Genomic DNA, 17,381 nt, shown 5'->3' on the forward strand with positions numbered 1-17,381 from the left:
CGTTGGGCGTGGACACGTGATCAGGCTCCTTTGAGACTGCCGATCCCCAGGGAGCCCTCGCTCGCCGACGCTCCGGTGGGCGCGGCGGGCGGGTCGTCGAGGAAGTCGGCGCTCGGTACGTGGAACAGACAGCCGGTGACCGCCGTGGAAAAGTCGAGGATTCGGTCGTGGGTATGGGGTTGGTCACCGAGGAACATGTTCCTCAGCATCTGTTCGGTCACCTCGGGAGTGCGCGCATAGCCGATGAAGTAGGTACCGAACTCCCTTTGCCCGATGCTGCCGAACGGCATGTTGTCACGGACGATCTTCCGTTCGTTTCCGTCCGCGTCGGTGATGGTGTTCAGTGCGACATGCGAGTCGGCGGGCTTGATGTCGTCCGGCATCTCGACGTTCGCCAGCTTTGTGCGGCCGATGACCCTTTCCTGTTCCTCCGTGGGCAACGCGTTCCACGCGGCAAGGTCGTGCACGTACTTCTGCACGATCACGTAGCTGCCGCCCGCGAAATCAGGGTCCTCGTCACCGATGAACACCGCGTCGGCCGCGACCTGGCCCTCGGGGTTCTCGCTGCCGTCGACGAAGCCGAGGAGGTCGCGCTCGTCGAAGTACTTGAAACCGTGCACCTCGTCCACCACGGCGACCGCTCCGTAGAGACGTTCGCCGATCAACTGGGCCAGTTCGAAACAGAGGTCCATGTGGTGGGCACGCAGATGGAAGAGCAGGTCACCAGGGGTGGACGGGGCTCGGTGCCGAGAGCCCGTCAACGCCACGAACGGATGCAGATCGCGTGGGCGGGATCCTGCGAAGAGCCGGTCCCAGGCGGCGGAGCCGATGCCGACGACGCAACTCAGCTCCGCGTCCGGAGCGCGGAAACTGACCGATCGTCGCAACCCGGCCACATCCTGGAGCAGATCGCGAACAGCGGGCTCGCCGCCAGGCGCCATGGTGCACACGAGGAACAGGGCGGCTTTGGCGGGCGGGGCCATCACGAACTGCGACTCAACCACGGAGCCTGCCTCCTACATGTCGTGGCTATGGCGCTACGCACGGCAGAATAACGTGAGGAAACATAATAAATACTAGAATTGGGGCACGGTGATGTCGACCGGTGCGGGTACACAGGTGCCTGCCTGCGCGCATCGCACCCGCCCCCCGGTGGTCGAGGATTAGCGCCCGATCCATTGCGCCTTCTTTACGAGGGAATCCTCGCGATCGGCAACAAGGGCCGTGAAAGGGTAGCGGCGGACAGGACTTCGGGGTGAAGACCTGCCTGGGTGAACCGGTCTACGCCACGGGGCCGAGGTTGCCTTCAAGGGTTGTCCGCGTGATCAGAGGACGGTCCCAGAGGGCGAGGAGTTCGTTGGCGAGGGCCACGATCGGGAGCGGGTGGCGGGTGCCGTGGATCTCGATGGAGGCGGCCGACAGGCTACGCGGGACGGCTCCGGCATCGAGCAGGACACGCCAATCCTCCGGCCCGAGTTCCAGGAACTCGAGCCCGGTCAGCTTGGCGATCTCCAGCGGGTCGGCGAGCGTACCGGGGTAGGCCGTGAGAGTCCGCAGGCGGGGGAGTCCGGTGACGGGGACGAGGCTGAGCGGCTCTCCCTCCCACACGCCGATGGACAGGACCTCCAGCTCTGGATGGACGGCGGCCTCGACACTGCTCAGGCTTGCGATGTTGACCCGGGCCACGGCCGGTGGCTGGTCCCCGCGAGGGCCCCGGCGCTCGTCGCCGAGTCCGTTCAGTACCAGGTCGGTGAGGGAGTCGGCGTGCAGGTCGCCGCCGACGTCCTGCTCATGGTCGAGCATGATGATCTGTCCCACGTGTCCGCGCGGGCCTGGTGTCAGGTCCACCGCGATGCGGTCGCCGCCGCCGTTGTCGCCGAAGACGATCCAGCCGGGGGAGCCGACCAGACCCTGCACCGCGGCATCGGGCGGGGTGCCGACCGCCTTCATCGCCGCGAACTCCCAGCGGGACGGACGGGACGGAGCGTCGGCGATGTACAGCGCATCCAGGGAAAAGAGCTCGCAGCCGACCGCATCGTAGACGTGCTCCGCCGCCTCGTAGTCGTCGCCCCAGTCCTCCCACCGCGCCCGGGTCACGCGGTAGAGCACCTTCAACTCGTCGGGCAACACGACGCCGAGGCGCGCTTCCGCGGCGGCGATCTCCGCCTCGGTGGCGCCGATGGCATCGGGGATCCGCTCGCGGAGTGTTCGCTCCAGCGACGCCAGATCCACCGACGGGGCGGGCACCGCTCCGGGAACCGGTTCGGGAAGGCGGCGCCAGGGCTCGGGGACGGAACCCTCGACCAGGATGAGTGAACCCGGATGCGGATTGCCGATACCGGGCTCCACGGCGGGGCTGGGGTGCAGCAGGTGGAGTGCGGTGCTTCCGTCGGGCGAGATCTCCGCCGCGAACGAGATGTCGTCGACACCCGCGTCCGCGAGTGCGCCGCGCACCCGCTCCACCGCGTCGAACTCGTCCTGCATGTCCTCGATCTGGAGGGCACGTCCGGGCTGCGGGCGCCGCCGCGGCATGGGCAGGCTCCACCCGTGTTGGCCGATCCGTCCCGCCACGTAGCCGCCTGGTGCGGCGATGCTCTCCGCGTGGGCGGTCCGCAGAAGCCGCAGCACGGGCTCCCAGGTCGCGAAGTCATGTATCGAGGGCAACGGCGGCCTCCGGTCGCTCTGGTGAACTGGCCTCGCGCTTGCGCGAGTGCGGGTGGCGGGTGTCTGATGGTTGGTCAAAGAACCGAGGAGCGCCGCTGACCTGGGCCGAAGGGACCTGTCCAGGGTCCCGCTCGTCGCCGGGGAAGCCGCACTCCTCAAGTGAGTCAGCGTATCGGGTCCTCCTCGCGTGTGTGTGCTGAGGGCGACGGCAACCGCGTGGTGACGCAGGCCGTTGGCGTGCTGCTCATGACTACAAGTTGTAGCCTCCCGACACCTCGATGTTCTGGGCGGTGACCCAGCGGCTCTCCTCGGAGAGCAAGGCGGCGATCATCATGCCGATGTCATCGGGTTCGCCGACCCGGCCGAGAGCGGTCTTCGCCGCGAGGGCCGGGATGACTTCGGGAAACCGCTCGAAGGCGTCGTCGGCGATCCGGGTGCGCGTCGAGCCCGGCGAAAGTGAATTGACGCGGATGCCTCGCGTGCTGAACTCCTTGGCCATGTAGCGGCTCAGCACGTTGAGGCCGCCCTTCATCGACGCGTAGGCGGAGTAGCCGGGCTCCAGGCCGGACCCCATCGCCGAGTTGCTGCTCGTGTTGACGATGGCCCCACCGTCTTCCATCAGCGGCAGCAGGCATTGCGTCAGGAAGTACGGGCCCTTGAGCAGAACCCGCATCAACCTGTCGAACATCTCCTCGGTCGTATCCTCGATCAGCGATGTGTGGGCGAAGCCGGCGTTGTTGACCAGATAGTCGAACGTGTCGCGCTGCCAGGTGTCGCGCAACACGTCGACCACGGACCGCCGGAAGGCCGGGAAGTCGCCGGTCTCACCGACGTCCAGCGGCAGCGCGACGGCAGTGCCGCCGTCCTTCTCGATCGCGGCCGCCGTCTCCAACCCTCCCTGGGCGTTGTTGCCGTAGGTCAGAATGACTCCGGTTCCTCGCTTGGCGATCTGGATCGCCGCGCTCTGCCCGATACCGGAGCTGGCGCCCGTGATGATTGCTACCTTCATGATGGTTCCTTAAGAATGTTGGGCGGTCCGGGAGGACCGGGTGTGGCTGATGATGTGTTTGCTGTTGATGGCTCCAGGAGAATGGCCGCCCGGTCCTCCGGGATGCTCCGACCACTGATTGAGAACTGCGGTCATCGCTGGTTAAGGACCTGTCGTCGGAGTGTTCCCCGGGCCACGGAAGTGCTGGTCACGGTGGAACGGAGCGACGGGCTTGAGCACGCCTCACGCGCGGATATGGGTCGGCATTGACGCCGGCAAGGGGCATCACTGGGCGGTGGCGGTGAACGCCGACGGTGAGACGCTGTTCTCGACGAAGGTGATCAACGACGAGGCCCAGATCCTTACGCTGATCGACACGGCCCGGGAGAAGGCCGACGAGGTGGCGTGGGCGGTGGACATCTCCGGCCGGGCCTCCACCCTGCTGTTGGCCTTGCTCATCGCGCACGGGCAGCGGGTCGTCTACGTGCCCGGCCGCACCGTCAACCGGATGACCGGCGCCTACCGCGGTGAGGGCAAGACTGATGCCAAAGACGCCCTGGTCATCGCCGACCAGGCCCGCATGCGCCGGGACTTCGCTCCGATTGAGACTCCTCCAGAACTGGTCTCCGCGCTCCAGTTGCTCACCGGTTACCGGCGCGACCTGATCGCCGACCGGGTCCGGCTGATCAACCGGCTGCGTGACCTGCTGGTCGGCATCTGCCCCGCGCTGGAGCGGGCCTTCGACTACTCCGCGGCCAAGGGCCCGGTGGTCATGCTGACGGAGTATCAGACCCCGGCTGCTCTGCACCGGACCGGCGCCAAGCGGTTGACCACCTGGCTGGAACGCCGCAAGGTCCGCGGCGCCGACGCCGTTGCGGTCAAGGCCGTCGAGGCTGCCCAGTCCCAGAGCACTGCCCTGCCCGGGGAGGCCCGGGCGGCCAAGCTGGTGCGCGACCTGGCCCACCAGCTCCTGGCCCTGGACGAGCGGATCAAGGACAACGACCGGGAGATCCGCGAGACCTTCCGCGCCGACGACCGCGCTGAGATCATCGAGTCCATGCCCGGCATGGGCCCGATCCTGGGTGCCGAGTTCGTTGCCATCGTCGGTGACCTGTCCGGCTACCGCGACGCCGGGCGCCTGGCCTCGCACGCCGGCCTGGCGCCGGTGCCCCGCGACTCCGGCCGCCGCACCGGCAACTATCACCGGCCCAAACGCTACAACCGGCGCCTGCGTTGGCTGTTCTACATGTCCGCGCAGTCCGCCATGATGCGACCCGGCCCCTCCCGGGACTACTACCTCAAGAAGCGCGCCGAAGGACTGTTGCATATCCAGGCCCTGCTCGCGCTCGCCCGGCGCCGGGTCGACGTTCTGTGGGCGTTGCTGCGTGACAAGAGACTGTTCACCTCCGCCCCGCCGGTCACGCAGGCGGCTTGACACGATCATTGAGATTCTCCTGGGGTGTCGCTATGCGGCAGAGGCCGGGGACAGGACTCGGGCGAGCCAGTCGTTGCGTGTGCGGCGGGCCTCGGCCGAGACACGCGCCTGCGGGTACAGGGCGTCGAACCCGTGGAAGCCTCCCGCCCAGACGTGGAGTTCCGCCTGGCCGCCGGCCGCCCAGATCCGGGCGGCGTAGGCGACATCCTCGTCGCGGAAGACCTCGGCCGAGCCGGCGTCGACGTAGGTGGTCGGCAGACCCGAGAGGTCGTCGGCCACCGCGGGGGAGACATAGCAGGGCACCTGCTCGTCTCGGAGGTCGCCGAGCACCGAGCGCCAGCCGAACTCGTTCATCTCACGGGTCCAGACTCCGGGATCGCCGGAGTACTGCAGGCTCGAGGTGGTGGTGTTGCGGTGGTCGAGCATGGGGCAGATGAGCACTTGGGCGGCGATCGGCAGGGTGCCGCTGTCGCGCGCCATCAGGACGACCCCGGCGGCGAGGCCACCGCCGGCGCTGGCGCCCGCCACGACGATGCGGGCGGGGTCGATGCCCAACTCGTCGGCGTGCTCGACGATCCACAGCAGCCCCTGATAGCAGTCGTCGACCAAAGTCGTGCCGCCGACTTCGGGCGCCAACCGGTAGTCCACGGAGACCACGACGGCACCGAACAGGTCGAGCCACTCCAGCGGGATGTCGATCTGCGAGAAGCGATCTCCCATGACCATCCCACCGCCGTGTATCCAGAAGACGCACGGCGCCCCCGTGGCGTGCGCGGTCCCGGCGGGACTGAAGACCGACAAGGGGATCCGCGCACCGTCCTCGCCTGACACGGTGACCTCGCGCCGGTCGACCGAGCGGCCTTCGAGAAGGGGCTCGACCGGCGTCGACGGGAGCAGGCGCAACTGCGCGAGCAGTTCGGGGCCGAGGTGGGTCATGAGCGGCATGTCGGCGAGCAGCGCGCCCAGTTCGGGGTCCAAGGCGGGTCGTGCGAGCGTCACGGTGACTACCTTTCGTCGGGTCGTACGGATGGTCAGGGGTGGAGGGCGCCTGCCCACCGGCGTGAGGAAGGGCTGGGGATGCAACAGCGGCCTCAGAAGGCGGCCTTGCCGTGAACCGGTACGTAATCGGTGTATTCGGGGTCCTTCGCCAGCAGCCCGTCGAACCGCTTCACGATGGCCTGAGCCGCTTCGCCGGCGAAGACCCGGTGGTGGTCCTCCTCGCTGGTCCAGCCCTCGGTGACATGGACGACGTCGGGGTGGGACGCCGAACGGCAGACGAGATAGACGAGGCAGTGTTCACTCGTTCCGGGATTGCCGTCGCTCAGGCCGGTCAGCAGCAGGTCGGCCAGCTGGTCGCCCATTCCGGGCCTGGCGGTCAGGGTGGCGTTGAATCCGTGATTGACGATCATGACTACCTTCTTCCGCGATGACCGATCGTGCAGGTGTGCTGGTCCTGGAGTAGAAGGCCCTTTGGCTCTCCGCTGGACTCCAGTGACTCCATTCAAGCGGCCTGACCTGCGGAAACGGTAGAACGATACTGTCGGCTCCTTGCACAATCCTCTTCTGTGCAGGAGTCGACGACAGGGCGTGTGCTGCAATGAAGGCATGTATCTCGAAGAGCTCCGCACCTTGCTGGCCCGACACGCACGGCCGGAGTGGACCACCGCCATCGACGGCGTCCTCATCTCGAAGGTCGAGCGGTCCGACCCGCCGGCGCCGTCGATGACCGGCACGGTGCTGGCGGTGATCGCACAGGGCGCCAAACGCCTCGCGCTGGGCGACCGGGTGTACGAGTACCGTGCCGGGCAGTACCTCGTCGCGTCGGTGGACCTGCCCGTCACCGGCCAGTTCACCGACGCCGACCCGGAGCACCCGGCCCTGGGTTTCGGTCTCACGCTGGAACCGTCCGTCGTCGCCGAACTGCTGCTGCAGGCCGGGCCCGGAGATGCCCCGCGCGCCGGCGGCAGCGCGTTGCCGGGCATCGCCGTCAGTGACGCTCCGGATCCGCTGCTCGACGCGGTGGTCCGGCTGCTGCGCCTGCTCGATGAACCCCGCGACCGGACGGTGCTCGCGCCGCTGGTCAAGCGGGAGATCCTGTGGCGGCTGATCACCGGCGAACAGGGCGGTATCGTGCGCCAGCTCGGCCTCGCCGACAGCAGCCTCAGTCACGTCGCGCGCTCGGTGCGGTGGATCCGCGAGCACTACGCGCAGCCGTTCAAGGTCGAGGACGTCGCGCAGTTGTCCGGCATGAGCGTCTCCGCCTTCTACCGCAACTTCCAGGCGGTGACCGCGATGAGCCCCATCCAGTTCCAGAAACAGATCAGGCTGCAGGAGGCCCGACTGCTGCTCGCCACCCACCCCAACGACGTCACCGCGGTCGGCCACCGCGTCGGTTACGACAGCGCGTCACAGTTCAGCAGGGAATACCGCCGCCAGTTCGGCGCACCCCCCAGCCAGGACGCCGCCCGCCTGCGTCACACCGCGCACACCACCGCGAGCGCTCTTCCCTGAGACGACGGGAGATCAAAGCACGGCCGTCTTGCGCAATGGCTGCGTACGTCAGGGCACGGCAGGTCCCGTGATGAGTCGGCCCTCCCTGTCGTACGGCCGGACGTTGGGGACGCAGCCGTGCATGCCCTTGATCTGCTGCATCATCACGGGAGCCGGCTTGCCCGCGCCGGGGCAGGTCACGTGGTGGTGGCCGAGGAAGTGGCCGACCTCGTGGTTGATGATCAGCGCCCGGTAGGCGGCCACGTCGTGCGCGTACACGGGAGTCGCCAGCAGCCACCGCCTGAGGTTGACCACGACGTCCTTGCCCACACTGCAGTTGACCTCACCGCCGGTGTCGAGTCCGTACCGGCCACAGATCTTGTCCACCGTTCCCGGCGTGGCGAGCCGTACGACGAAGTCGGGCGTGCCGCCGGTGACACGCCGGAACGCGCTCTCGCCGTCGGCCGTCCAGCCGCGCGGGTCGGCAAGTATGCCCTCCACCTGCTTGGCGACGTCGGCAGCCGACTGCTTGAGGCCGTCCTCGACGACGACCTCGTAGCGCAGCAGCCGGCTGCCCCGCCCCACGGTCCCGCTCCCGCCGCCCGCGGTGGTGAACGTACCGGGGCCCGAGGACGGGACGGAGTCCGGGGAGGAGGCCGGTGCGGAGGAGCCCGCGGACGGCGCGCCCATCCCGCTGGTCCTGGCGCCGGGCTCCTTGCTGTGCTCGGCGCCGGCCGCCGTACTGCTCGGCTTCGCCGACGGGTCCGGTGTCTTCGAGGGTTCGTCCGGCGCCGACCGGGAGGGCCGTGCGGCGGCAGCGGGCCGGTCGTCGCTTCCGGAGGCCGTGGACGCCGTCCGGTTGATGACGAGGGTGGCGACGCAGACGAGGACGGCGAGCGCGGCGACGCCCCCCAACAGAGGCCCCTTCCCCTTCCGGCCGCGCCCGTCGGCGTGCGCGGGGCCGCTGCGACGACGATGGGATCGCGGGGTCGGGGGCGTCGCACGGTGGGCGGTCGTGGTCATGGCCGTCAAGGCTGTGCACACGATGTGATGGGACCTGGATCGGAGGATAACGAGACCGTAACGCCCGATCGTGGACGGGGCTATGTGATCGTCCCGTAACAGTTCCCTGGCCGGACGTGGTCTCCGCGTCAAGTCCGTTGATCCGTACGGATACTGAGTGCATGCCACGTGTCCTGCTCATCGAAGACGACCGCGCCGTACGGGAGGGCGTCGTGCTCGCGCTGAGCCGCCAGGGACACGACGTCGCCGCCGTGGGGACCGGCGAGGACGGGCTGGCCCGGCTGCGGTCCTTCCGGCCGGACGTCGTCGTGCTCGATCTCATGCTGCCCGGCCTGAGCGGTCTCGAGGTGTGTCGCCGGATCCGTACCGAGGACCAGGTGCCGATCATCATGGCGACCGCCCGCGGCGACGACACGGACATCGTGGTCGGCCTCGAAGCCGGAGCGGACGACTACGTCGTGAAGCCGGTGCAGGCACGCGTCCTGGAGGCCCGTATACGTGCTGTCCTGCGCCGGGTCGGCGGAGCGCCCACCGACGGTGGCATACCGAAGATCGAGGCCCATGGGGAGAACGGCGAACTGGCCATCGACCGGTCCGGGTTGGCCGTCACCCGGCAGGGTGTTCCGGTCTCCCTCGCCCCTTCCGAACTGCGGCTCCTGCTGACGCTCTCGGCCTCGCCCGGCCAGGTGTTCTCCCGGCAGCAGTTGCTGGAGGCGGTCTGGGAGCACAGCTACCACGGCGACTCGCGGCTGGTGGACGCCTGCGTCAAGCGGCTGCGCACCAAGATGGGCGAGCCGGCGGGGCAACCACGCTACATCCAGACCGTGCGCGGTTTCGGCTACCGGTTCCAGTCCCGGTGAAACCACCGCTGCGCGGCCTGCGCGGCCGACTGCTCGTGGCGTTCGTGCTCGTCGCCGCCGTCGCCACCCTGACCACAGGTGCCCTGACCTTCCGGGAGGCCCGCACCGGGGTGCTCCAGCAGAGCCAGGACAACGTGATCAAACGCCTGCGGTATCACGTCAACGCCCTGGCGGCAGGCGTCAGTTACCCCCCGACCCGGCCCGACCTGGAGTGGATCGCCGCCGAGGTGGCCCGCGCGGAACCTGCGCAGAACTGGCGCGTACTGGCCACCTATCGCGAACTGCGGGCCACTTCCACACCACAGGACGGGTTCACCGAGCTGACACCCGCCATGCGGTCGGCCGTGAGCTCCCGCCGGGCCGCCGTCTTCCAGCGGGTGTCGACGCACGGCGGCTCCTCGCTCGTCGTCGGCCTGCCGGTCACCTTCGAGACCCCCAGCGAACACCCGGCCTCCGGGGTCGCGGTCTTCCTGACGGTGCCGCAGACCGGCGAACAGGGTTACGTCGACGCCCTGGTCGCCGCCATCGGTCGCGCCGTCCTGCCCGCCCTGGGCCTGGCCGTCCTGCTCGCCCTGCTGGCCGCCCGGGGCGTGCTGCGTCCCGTACGGGAGTTGCGCCGCGCCACTCGCAGGATCGCCGAGGGCCACCTGGACACCCGGCTCGCCATCAACGGCTCCGACGAACTCGCCGACCTTTCCCACACCTTCAACGAGACCGCGGCCGCATTGGAGGGGTCCGTGGCCGAACTGCGCCGCATGGAAGCCCGTGCCCGCCGTTTCGTCGCGGACGTGTCGCACGAGCTGCGCACCCCACTGGCCGCGATGTCGGCGGTCACCGACGTTCTCGACGAGGACGCGGCCGGGCTGACCCCGGACACCGCCACGGCCGTACGGCTCATCAGCGAGGAAACCGTGAAGCTGGCCCGCCTGGTCGACGACCTGATGGAGATCTCCCGCTTCGACGCGGGCGCGGCGGCCCTGCAACTGGACGACATCGACCTCGCCGAGTCCCTCCGCCGCACCCTCGCCGCCCGCGCCTGGCTGGACACGGTGGACACCCTGCTCCCCGAGCCCGGCGAACTGCGCGGCCGGGTCGACCCGCGCCGCCTCGACGTGGTCGTCGCGAACCTGGTCGGCAACGCGCTCCGCCACGGCGCACGCCCCGTGCAACTGCTCCTGTACGCACGGGAGTCGCCGGACGCGGACGACACGGGGTGGGCGGTCATCGAGGTGCGGGACAGCGGGCCGGGCATCCCCGCCGACGTCCTGCCGCACGTCTTCGACCGCTTCTACAAGTCGGACACCGCCCGGACCAGAACGGAGGGCAGCGGACTCGGGCTCTCGATCACGGCAGAGAACGTCCATCTGCACGGTGGCACGGTCCGGGCGGCCAACCGCGTGGAGGGCGGTGCCGTGTTCACGGTCGGGATTCCCCTGGGACGGTCCCTGGGACAGACTCGGGAACGGGAGGGTTCATGAGCCGCACGCGCCGGTCGTCGCGGTCCGCGCTGCTGCTCACGGCCGCCTTCCTGCTCTCCTCGTGCGGCATCCCCGAGACCGGCGTCGTGGAGGCGGGAGAGCCCGCCACTGGCATCCGGCCGGCCTACGTCCTCTACTTTGTCGGTGAGGGCACCCTGCTTGCCGTGCGCCGCCATGTCTTCGGCCCGGGTGGCATCGAGACGGCCGTGGCGATGCTGTTCCAGGGCCCGGAGGCCCAGGAACGCCGTAAGGGCATGACCACCGAGCTTCCACCGATGAGGTACGCCCCAACGGTCCGGACGGACGGCGGACGGCTGTCGATCGAACTGCCGGACCGGACCGCGCCGCTGACCGGGACAGCACTCGCCCAGCTGGTCTGCACAGCCGCCGACGCCCGCCTCGTCGAGACACAGGACGCCGACACCGCATCGACGCACGTGACCGTGACCGTGACGGGCCCCGGCGGTTGGCGCGCCGAAGGCTCCAGCGCGACGTGCCCATCCATGACGGGGCCGGCTGATTCCCCGAGGCCCACTGGCACGCCGCCGACGCGGCTGCCCTAGCGGGTCATCGGTGGCCCCATACGTTGACCACCCGCCCGTTGGAATCTGTCCCTGCGCCTCACCGTACGATGGCGTCGCTTTTCAGCGCCCCGGTAGGCGGACCTGGACCTCTTGCAGCACCCACCCGTTGCCGTCCGGGTCGCTGAACGAGGCGAATGAGGCGTAGCTGCGACCCTCTGGATCGGGGCCGTCCGCCTGATCCTGCACGCCCGCGTCGTAGACGTTGTGGTAGATCTCGCTCACCTCGACGCCTCGGCTGATCAGGTCGGCACAGGCCTGTTCCAAGTCGGAGACCACAAGGTAGTTGTGGGCGGAGCCCGGCGCCGCGGGGGTGATCCCGCGACCGAAGTGAATCGAGCATTCCGACCCCGGTGGCGTGAGCTGCACGAGCCGGAATCTCGGACTGGCCTCGAAGTCCGCATCGAGCCGCCACCCCAGGCTTCGATAGAAGTCCAGGGCGCGACTGACGTCGGTGACCGGGATGACGGCGACCTCGAGCCTCATGCTCATGGTCGGCTCCTTGACGACGTCCGTTGCGCCGTCCTGCTCTCTCTGCTGGGTGCTCATGGCGATCTCCCATGACGGCCGCCCGGTTCGGCTGTGGCCCCTGTTAGGCCCCCACCGGCGGGAACCCGAGCACCGGCTCCGGGTCACCCATGGACCGACTACGCGGTAGTTGTCGTACGACCGATGATATTGGCGATGACGTCCGACGGCGCGCCGAGCTCATCGTTCCCCGGGTGAATCGAGGCCGGCGAAGATCCGCCCTTGACATTATGCAGGCAAGTACCTGCATAATGCAGCGTGAGCCTCGAAGCTAGAGCGATGGACTTGGTCTTCAAAGCGCTGGCCGACCCCACCCGGCGACTCCTGCTCGACCGTCTGCGTGAGCACAACGGCCAGACGCTGAGCGAGCTGTGCGAGCGGTTGGACATGACCCGCCAGTCGGCGACACAGCATCTCGACGTCCTCGGGCAGGCCAACCTCGTGACCGTCGTGCGACGGGGGCGGGAGCGGCTTCACTACCTCAACCCGACACCGATCCACGAGATGGAGGAGCGCTGGATCTCGGGGTTCGACAAGCCCCGCCTGCAAGCGATCAGCGCCATCAAGAATCAGGCAGAGGAGTACGCCATGACCGACGGACCCACGTCCGTGCCGACCTATGTCTATGTCACCTACATCCGTGCGAGCGCGGAGCAGGTGTGGCAAGCCCTGACGGACGCGGACCTGACAGCGCGCTACTGGGGACACGCCAACATCTCGGACTGGCAACCCGGTTCGACCTGGGAGCATCGACGCGTCGACGGCTCAGGTGCCGTCGATGTCGTCGGTCAGGTGATCAAGACCGAGCCTCCGACACGCTTGGTCATCACCTTCGAGGACGCCCCCGACGCCGAAACGCCGAGGGAACCGTCGGTCGTCACCTTTCTCGTCGAACCACACGAGGACATCGTCCGCCTCACCGTGACCCACGAGAATCTCCCCAACCAGGAGATGCTCAACGGCATTTCGCGCGGATGGCCGGCCGTGTTGGCGAACCTCAAGTCGCTGCTCGAGACCGGTGATGTCCTCCCGCAGGCGCCATGGGAGATGTCTCCCGGGCACGCCTGAGACGGCACTCGCCACCCCCTTTCCGTATCCCGCAGGCGTGCTCCTCCCGACCAGTAAGTAGAACTGAAGCTTTCTGAAACAAAAGCTAACTGGAACTTCTCATTCTGGTCGGCGATGGTGGAGTCATGTCCGCACGCATCGCCTCTCCCCGCTTCCTCGCCCTGGTCGGCACCGTCGTGCTGTGGGCGTCGGCCTTTCCCGCCATCCGGGTCGGCATCGACGGTCTGGGGGTGGCGGCGCTGTCGTTCCTGCGGCTCCTGATCGCCGCCGTCGCGCTGCTGGCCGTGGCGCCCTTCGCGAAGGTACGGCTGCCGCGACGCGGCGACCTGCCGCTGATCACCCTGTGCGGGGCCACCGGCATGACCGCGTACCAGGTCCTGCTCAACTGGGGTGAAGTGCACGTGGAGGCCGGGACCGCGAGCCTGCTCATCGCGATCGCCCCCGTCTTCAGTGTGCTGCTGGGAAGCCTGTTCCTGGGCGAGCGGCTCACCCGCGACATCGTCGTCGGCAGCGTCGTCGCCCTCGCGGGCGCGGCCGTCGTCAGCCTGGCCCAGGGCACCAGCGGGTTCTCCGTCTCGGCCCTCGTCATCCTGGCGGCCGCCGTGGTCCAAGGGGTCTACCACTTCGCGAGCAAGCCCCTGCTGCGCCACTACACCGGACTGGAGGTCGCCACCTACGCGATGGTCGCGGGTACGGTCTTCGCGCTGCCCCTGATCCCCGCCACCTGGCACGCGACCGTCCACGCCCCGGCCTCCGCACTCGCTTCCGCCGCCTACCTGGGCCTCCTGCCCTCCGCCCTCGGCTTCGTCATCTGGGCCTACGCTGTTGCCCGGCTGCCGCTCGCCGTCTCCACCGCGGCCCTGTACCTGGTGCCGCCGGTGGCCCTGATCGTCTCCTTCGTCTGGCTGGCGGAGGTGCCCCGCCCCGTCGCGCTGGCCGGTGGAGCGATCAGTGTCGCGGGAGTGATCCTGATCAGCCGGCACAAGCAGAACCACCACCCCGCCAACGCCCCCACCGTGGACGCGTCCGAGCCGCAAGGAGCCGCTTGTGCTTGACGTACGCCGCCTGCGCATCCTCCAGCACCTGGCCGCCTACGGAACCGTCGCGGCCACGGCGGACGCGCTGCACCTGACCGCACCGGCCGTCTCCCAGCATCTCGCCGCCCTGCAGAAGGAGGCCGGCACACCCGTCGTCGAGAAACACGGCCGCACGCTGCGTCTGACCGCCGCCGGGGAACTGCTGGTGGCCCACACCGAGGTCATCCTGGCAGAGCTCGCGGCAGCCGAGTCCGGCCTGGCCGCGATGAAAGGCGGCCGCCGCGGCACGGTACGGATCAGCGCCTTCGCCTCCGCCGCCCGCACCCTCGTTCCGCCCTTGTTCGAACGTCTCAACGGCACCGGCACCGATCCCGCTCCCTACAGCACCGGTGCGGCCCGGGACCTCTCGCTGCGGCTCTCCGTCCAGGAGCCCGACGAAGCCCTCGACGAACTCCACAAACGCTCGACCGACCTCGCCCTGGTGCACAGCTACACCGTGCTGCCGCGCAGTGTCCCCGCGGCATGGGAGCAGACGGTCCTGATGGAAGAACCAGTCCTCCTCGCCCTGCACCCCGACCGGGCCGGCCCGGAGGGTCTCGCCGCCGGGCAGCCCGCGGACCTGTCCCGTCTGGCGCACCTGCCGTGGCTGACCCCCGGCCCGGAGACCTCCTGCTACGAGATGATCCAGCGGGCCTGCGGCGCGGCCGGCTTCGTCCCGGACATCCGGGCCTCCAGCAGCGATTTCTCCGTGCTGACGGCTCTGGCCGCCGCCGACGCCGGGGCCGTCCTGGTTCCCCGCATGGCTCTGCCGGACCACACCGCGCCCCTCAGCCTCCACCCCCTGGTCCGTCCGGTGTCCCGGACCGTCTTCACGGTCTGCCGCGCGGGCACCGGCAAACACCCCGACCTGCGGGCCGTACTGGACCTCCTGCACGAGACGGCCACGGCGCTCGACGACAGGACCGCCGGCCGGCCCGATCGGCCCCGGTGATCGGACGACCGCCCACGCAACCTCGAGGAGCGCTGTCCCCTCATACCAGGGGAACCCACCCGGGTACTCGGAGAGGAGCGTCTGTTGGCCCGACAGTTGTCCCGCCGGAAGTTCATGGTCTACTCGCTCGCGGCGTCCACACTGACCCTCGCGGCGCCCGTCGGCTGCGACACGTCGTCGGCGGAGGGTGTCGAGCCCACCGCGGCGGAGGCGCACGGGCCCTCCCGCGTCCTGGTGACCGGCGCGGACGAGGAGATGCTGGTCCTGGAGGTCACCGCGGCCAACAAGGTGGTCGTACGACTGCCTCGCGTCGAGGTCGGGCAGGGCATCACGACCGCGGTCGCCATGATGATCGCCGAGGAACTGGACGCCCGGCTCGTCGACGTCGACATCCCGCTCGCCGAGGCCCGCACCAAGGGGAACCAGTACACCGGCGGCTCGAGTTCCGTCCGTTCCCTGTACGCTCCCGCCCGCGCGCTCGCCGCCACCGCCCGGGCCCGGCTGGTGACCGCGGCCGCCCGGCGCTGGCACCTGCCCGCCCGGAGCCTGCGTACGCGGGACACGATGGTGGTCGCCCCCGACGGCCGTACGGCCACCTTCGGATCGCTGACGGCGGCCGCCGCCGGGATCCGCCGGCCCGCCGTGTCGAGCAGGCCCAAGCCCGCGTCCGAGCACAAGGTGATCGGACGGCCGACGGGCCGGATCGACGCGCGGGACATCGCCACGGGCAAGGCGAAGTACGCCGGGGACCTGGAGGTGGCCGGGGCGAAGCCGACCGTGGTGGCCCGGCCCCCGACGCTCGGTGGGCGCCTCGTCTCGGTCGACGACCGCGCGGCCCGCGCGATGCCCGGCGTCCACGCGGTGGTCAAGGTCGCCGGCGGTGTCGCCGTGGTGGCGGAGTCCTTCCACCACGCTTTCAAGGCCCGCGACGCCCTGCGCATCACCTGGAGGCCGGGGCCGCTGGCGTCGTTGTCCGACGCCGCCATCCGGTCCCGGTTACGAGCCGCCGTTCCCTCGGCCGGGGCGCCACCGCGGGGATCGGCGCAGGTCGAGGGAGAGTTCGAGTTCGCCTTCGTCAGCCATGCCCCGATGGAGGTGCTGACCGCGGTGGCGGACGTACGCGCGGACCGGGCCGAGATCTGGTTCTCCTCCCAGACACCGATGGACGCGCGCGAGAGCATCGCCTCGGCGATCGGACTGCCGAAATCGAAGGTCCGCGTCCATGTCGTGCGCGGAGGCGGCTCCTTCGGACGGCGGCTGAACTACGATGCCGCGATCGAGGCCGCCCTGATCTCGAAGGCGGCACGGCGACCGGTGAAGCTGATGTGGAGCCGCGGGGACGACATCAGGCACGGCCGGATGCGCGGGGCCTCGCATCACCGGATCCGGGCCAGCCATGAGCGGGGCAGGGTGGTGGCCTTCAGCCATGCGATGGCCTCGGTGAGCGAGTCGTACGAGCGGCAGGGCGTGGCCGTTCAGGGCGGCGTGGCCGTTCGGGGCGGTGTGACCACGGTGGCCGCGGGCCCGCTGCCCAGCGACAGCGGCCTCTACAACTTCGGGCGCGTTTCGGGAAGTTCGGGCTCGGTCGAGCTGGCGATGCCGCTCGGAGCCTGGCGGTCGGTGGACTCCGGGACGATGCGCACCGCGGAGGAGATCGTCGTCGACGAGGTCGCCGCCGAGCTGGGCAAGGACCCGGTGGCCTTCCGGCGCGGCACGCTCAGGAACAAGGCGGTCAAAGCCGTACTCGACAAGGTCGCGGCCGCCGGACACTGGGGTCGGCGCCTGCCGTCCGGCCAGGCACAGGGTGTGGCCGTGCACGAGGAATACGGCTCCTGCGTGGCCTGCCTGGTCGAGATCGACGCCACCGACCCGAAGAACCCCCGGGTGACCAGGGTGGTCATGGCGGCCGATGTCGGAACGGCCGTCAACCCGCGTGGACTCGAGGCCCAGCTCATGGGCACCGCCGTCGACGGCATCTCCACCGTGCTGCGGGCCGGACTGCACATCGACCGGGGTGCGGTACGCGAGGGCAGCTTCGCCGACTTCCGCTACGCCCGCCAGCAGCACTCCCCGTTGCACTTCGAGGCGCACATCGTGCCGTCACGGCGCGAGCCCGGCGGGGCAGGCGAGCTCGGCGTGCCGGCGGCGGCCGGTGCCGTGGCGAACGCCTACGCCCGTGCGACCCGTACCAAGCCCCGCCGCTTCCCGATCAACTTCTGATCGCTGTCCGAGAAGGTG

At 69.5% G+C, this 17,381-nt stretch carries 16 protein-coding genes; 9 read left to right on the top strand and 7 right to left on the bottom strand.

Going from position 1 to position 17,381, the window contains the following annotated elements; genetic code table 11:
• Nucleotides 1–20: 20 nt before the first annotated feature.
• From OG798_RS50695 to OG798_RS50705, 3 genes are all read right to left on the bottom strand, one after another.
• Complete coding sequence (locus tag OG798_RS50695) at nucleotides 21–1,004, bottom strand: Dyp-type peroxidase (protein WP_095850369.1); 984 nt, start codon at nucleotides 1,002–1,004, stop codon at nucleotides 21–23.
• A gap of 277 nt (nucleotides 1,005–1,281) precedes the next feature.
• Nucleotides 1,282–2,664 (bottom strand): SMI1/KNR4 family protein, encoded by a 1,383-nt coding sequence (locus OG798_RS50700; protein WP_328759619.1) that lies wholly within the window; start codon nucleotides 2,662–2,664, stop codon nucleotides 1,282–1,284.
• Nucleotides 2,665–2,914: 250 nt separating this feature from the next.
• Nucleotides 2,915–3,673 (bottom strand): SDR family NAD(P)-dependent oxidoreductase, encoded by a 759-nt coding sequence (locus OG798_RS50705; protein WP_121413507.1) that lies wholly within the window; start codon nucleotides 3,671–3,673, stop codon nucleotides 2,915–2,917.
• Nucleotides 3,674–3,884: 211 nt separating this feature from the next.
• On the opposite strand from OG798_RS50705, the gene OG798_RS50710 reads away from it, so the two are divergent.
• Nucleotides 3,885–5,087, top strand: a complete 1,203-nt coding sequence (locus tag OG798_RS50710; RefSeq protein WP_328759620.1) for an IS110 family transposase — start codon at nucleotides 3,885–3,887, stop codon at nucleotides 5,085–5,087.
• A gap of 30 nt (nucleotides 5,088–5,117) precedes the next feature.
• Here OG798_RS50710 and OG798_RS50715 read toward each other — a convergent pair whose 3' ends face one another.
• Both OG798_RS50715 and OG798_RS50720 read right to left on the bottom strand, forming a co-directional pair.
• The gene (locus OG798_RS50715; RefSeq protein WP_328759621.1) at nucleotides 5,118–6,086 is read right to left on the bottom strand and encodes an alpha/beta hydrolase; all 969 of its coding nucleotides are present in this window, start codon (nucleotides 6,084–6,086) and stop codon (nucleotides 5,118–5,120) included.
• A 92-nt stretch (nucleotides 6,087–6,178) separates the two neighbouring features.
• A complete protein-coding gene (locus OG798_RS50720) occupies nucleotides 6,179–6,496 on the bottom strand; it encodes a putative quinol monooxygenase (RefSeq protein WP_097228615.1) in 318 nt (105 codons plus the stop codon).
• Between the two features lie 196 nt (nucleotides 6,497–6,692).
• Between OG798_RS50720 and OG798_RS50725 the strand changes: the two genes are divergently transcribed.
• Complete coding sequence (locus OG798_RS50725) at nucleotides 6,693–7,598, top strand: AraC family transcriptional regulator (protein ID WP_095850364.1); 906 nt, start codon at nucleotides 6,693–6,695, stop codon at nucleotides 7,596–7,598.
• A 48-nt stretch (nucleotides 7,599–7,646) separates the two neighbouring features.
• Here the strand turns inward: OG798_RS50725 and OG798_RS50730 are convergent, their stop codons facing one another.
• Complete coding sequence (locus OG798_RS50730) at nucleotides 7,647–8,492, bottom strand: DUF3152 domain-containing protein (protein ID WP_328759622.1); 846 nt, start codon at nucleotides 8,490–8,492, stop codon at nucleotides 7,647–7,649.
• 269 nt (nucleotides 8,493–8,761) lie between these two features.
• Here OG798_RS50730 and OG798_RS50735 point away from each other — a divergent pair, with 269 nt between their 5' ends.
• From OG798_RS50735 to OG798_RS50745, 3 genes are read left to right on the top strand one after another with little or no spacing between them, the layout of a single operon-like run.
• Nucleotides 8,762–9,460 (top strand): response regulator, encoded by a 699-nt coding sequence (locus OG798_RS50735; RefSeq protein ID WP_121413502.1) that lies wholly within the window; start codon nucleotides 8,762–8,764, stop codon nucleotides 9,458–9,460.
• A complete protein-coding gene (locus OG798_RS50740; protein WP_328759623.1) occupies nucleotides 9,457–10,938 on the top strand; it encodes a sensor histidine kinase in 1,482 nt (493 codons plus the stop codon). Before OG798_RS50735 ends, OG798_RS50740 begins: the two co-directional genes overlap by 4 nt.
• Nucleotides 10,935–11,501, top strand: a complete 567-nt coding sequence (locus OG798_RS50745) for a hypothetical protein (protein ID WP_328759624.1) — start codon at nucleotides 10,935–10,937, stop codon at nucleotides 11,499–11,501. The genes OG798_RS50740 and OG798_RS50745 overlap by 4 nt, the downstream gene beginning before the upstream one ends.
• An 81-nt stretch (nucleotides 11,502–11,582) precedes the next feature.
• Here OG798_RS50745 and OG798_RS50750 read toward each other — a convergent pair whose 3' ends face one another.
• The gene (locus tag OG798_RS50750) at nucleotides 11,583–12,068 is read right to left on the bottom strand and encodes a VOC family protein (protein ID WP_306458682.1); all 486 of its coding nucleotides are present in this window, start codon (nucleotides 12,066–12,068) and stop codon (nucleotides 11,583–11,585) included.
• 258 nt (nucleotides 12,069–12,326) lie between these two features.
• Between OG798_RS50750 and OG798_RS50755 the strand changes: the two genes are divergently transcribed.
• The 4 genes from OG798_RS50755 to OG798_RS50770 all read left to right on the top strand — a co-directional run bounded on the left by OG798_RS50755 (nucleotide 12,327) and on the right by OG798_RS50770 (nucleotide 17,363).
• On the top strand, nucleotides 12,327–13,115 hold the full coding sequence (locus OG798_RS50755; protein WP_095850359.1) for an ArsR/SmtB family transcription factor: 789 nt from the start codon (nucleotides 12,327–12,329) through the stop codon (nucleotides 13,113–13,115).
• A gap of 125 nt (nucleotides 13,116–13,240) precedes the next feature.
• Nucleotides 13,241–14,170, top strand: a complete 930-nt coding sequence (locus OG798_RS50760; RefSeq protein ID WP_328759625.1) for a DMT family transporter — start codon at nucleotides 13,241–13,243, stop codon at nucleotides 14,168–14,170.
• Nucleotides 14,163–15,143 carry a LysR family transcriptional regulator gene (locus tag OG798_RS50765; RefSeq protein WP_328759626.1) on the top strand — a complete coding sequence of 327 codons (981 nt, stop codon included), beginning with the start codon at nucleotides 14,163–14,165 and terminating at the stop codon, nucleotides 15,141–15,143. Before OG798_RS50760 ends, OG798_RS50765 begins: the two co-directional genes overlap by 8 nt.
• A 114-nt stretch (nucleotides 15,144–15,257) precedes the next feature.
• Nucleotides 15,258–17,363, top strand: a complete 2,106-nt coding sequence (locus OG798_RS50770) for a xanthine dehydrogenase family protein molybdopterin-binding subunit (protein ID WP_328760196.1) — start codon at nucleotides 15,258–15,260, stop codon at nucleotides 17,361–17,363.
• Nucleotides 17,364–17,381 lie beyond the last annotated feature (18 nt).

Source organism: Streptomyces sp. NBC_00271 (assembly GCF_036178845.1).
GTDB lineage: Bacteria > Actinomycetota > Actinomycetes > Streptomycetales > Streptomycetaceae > Streptomyces.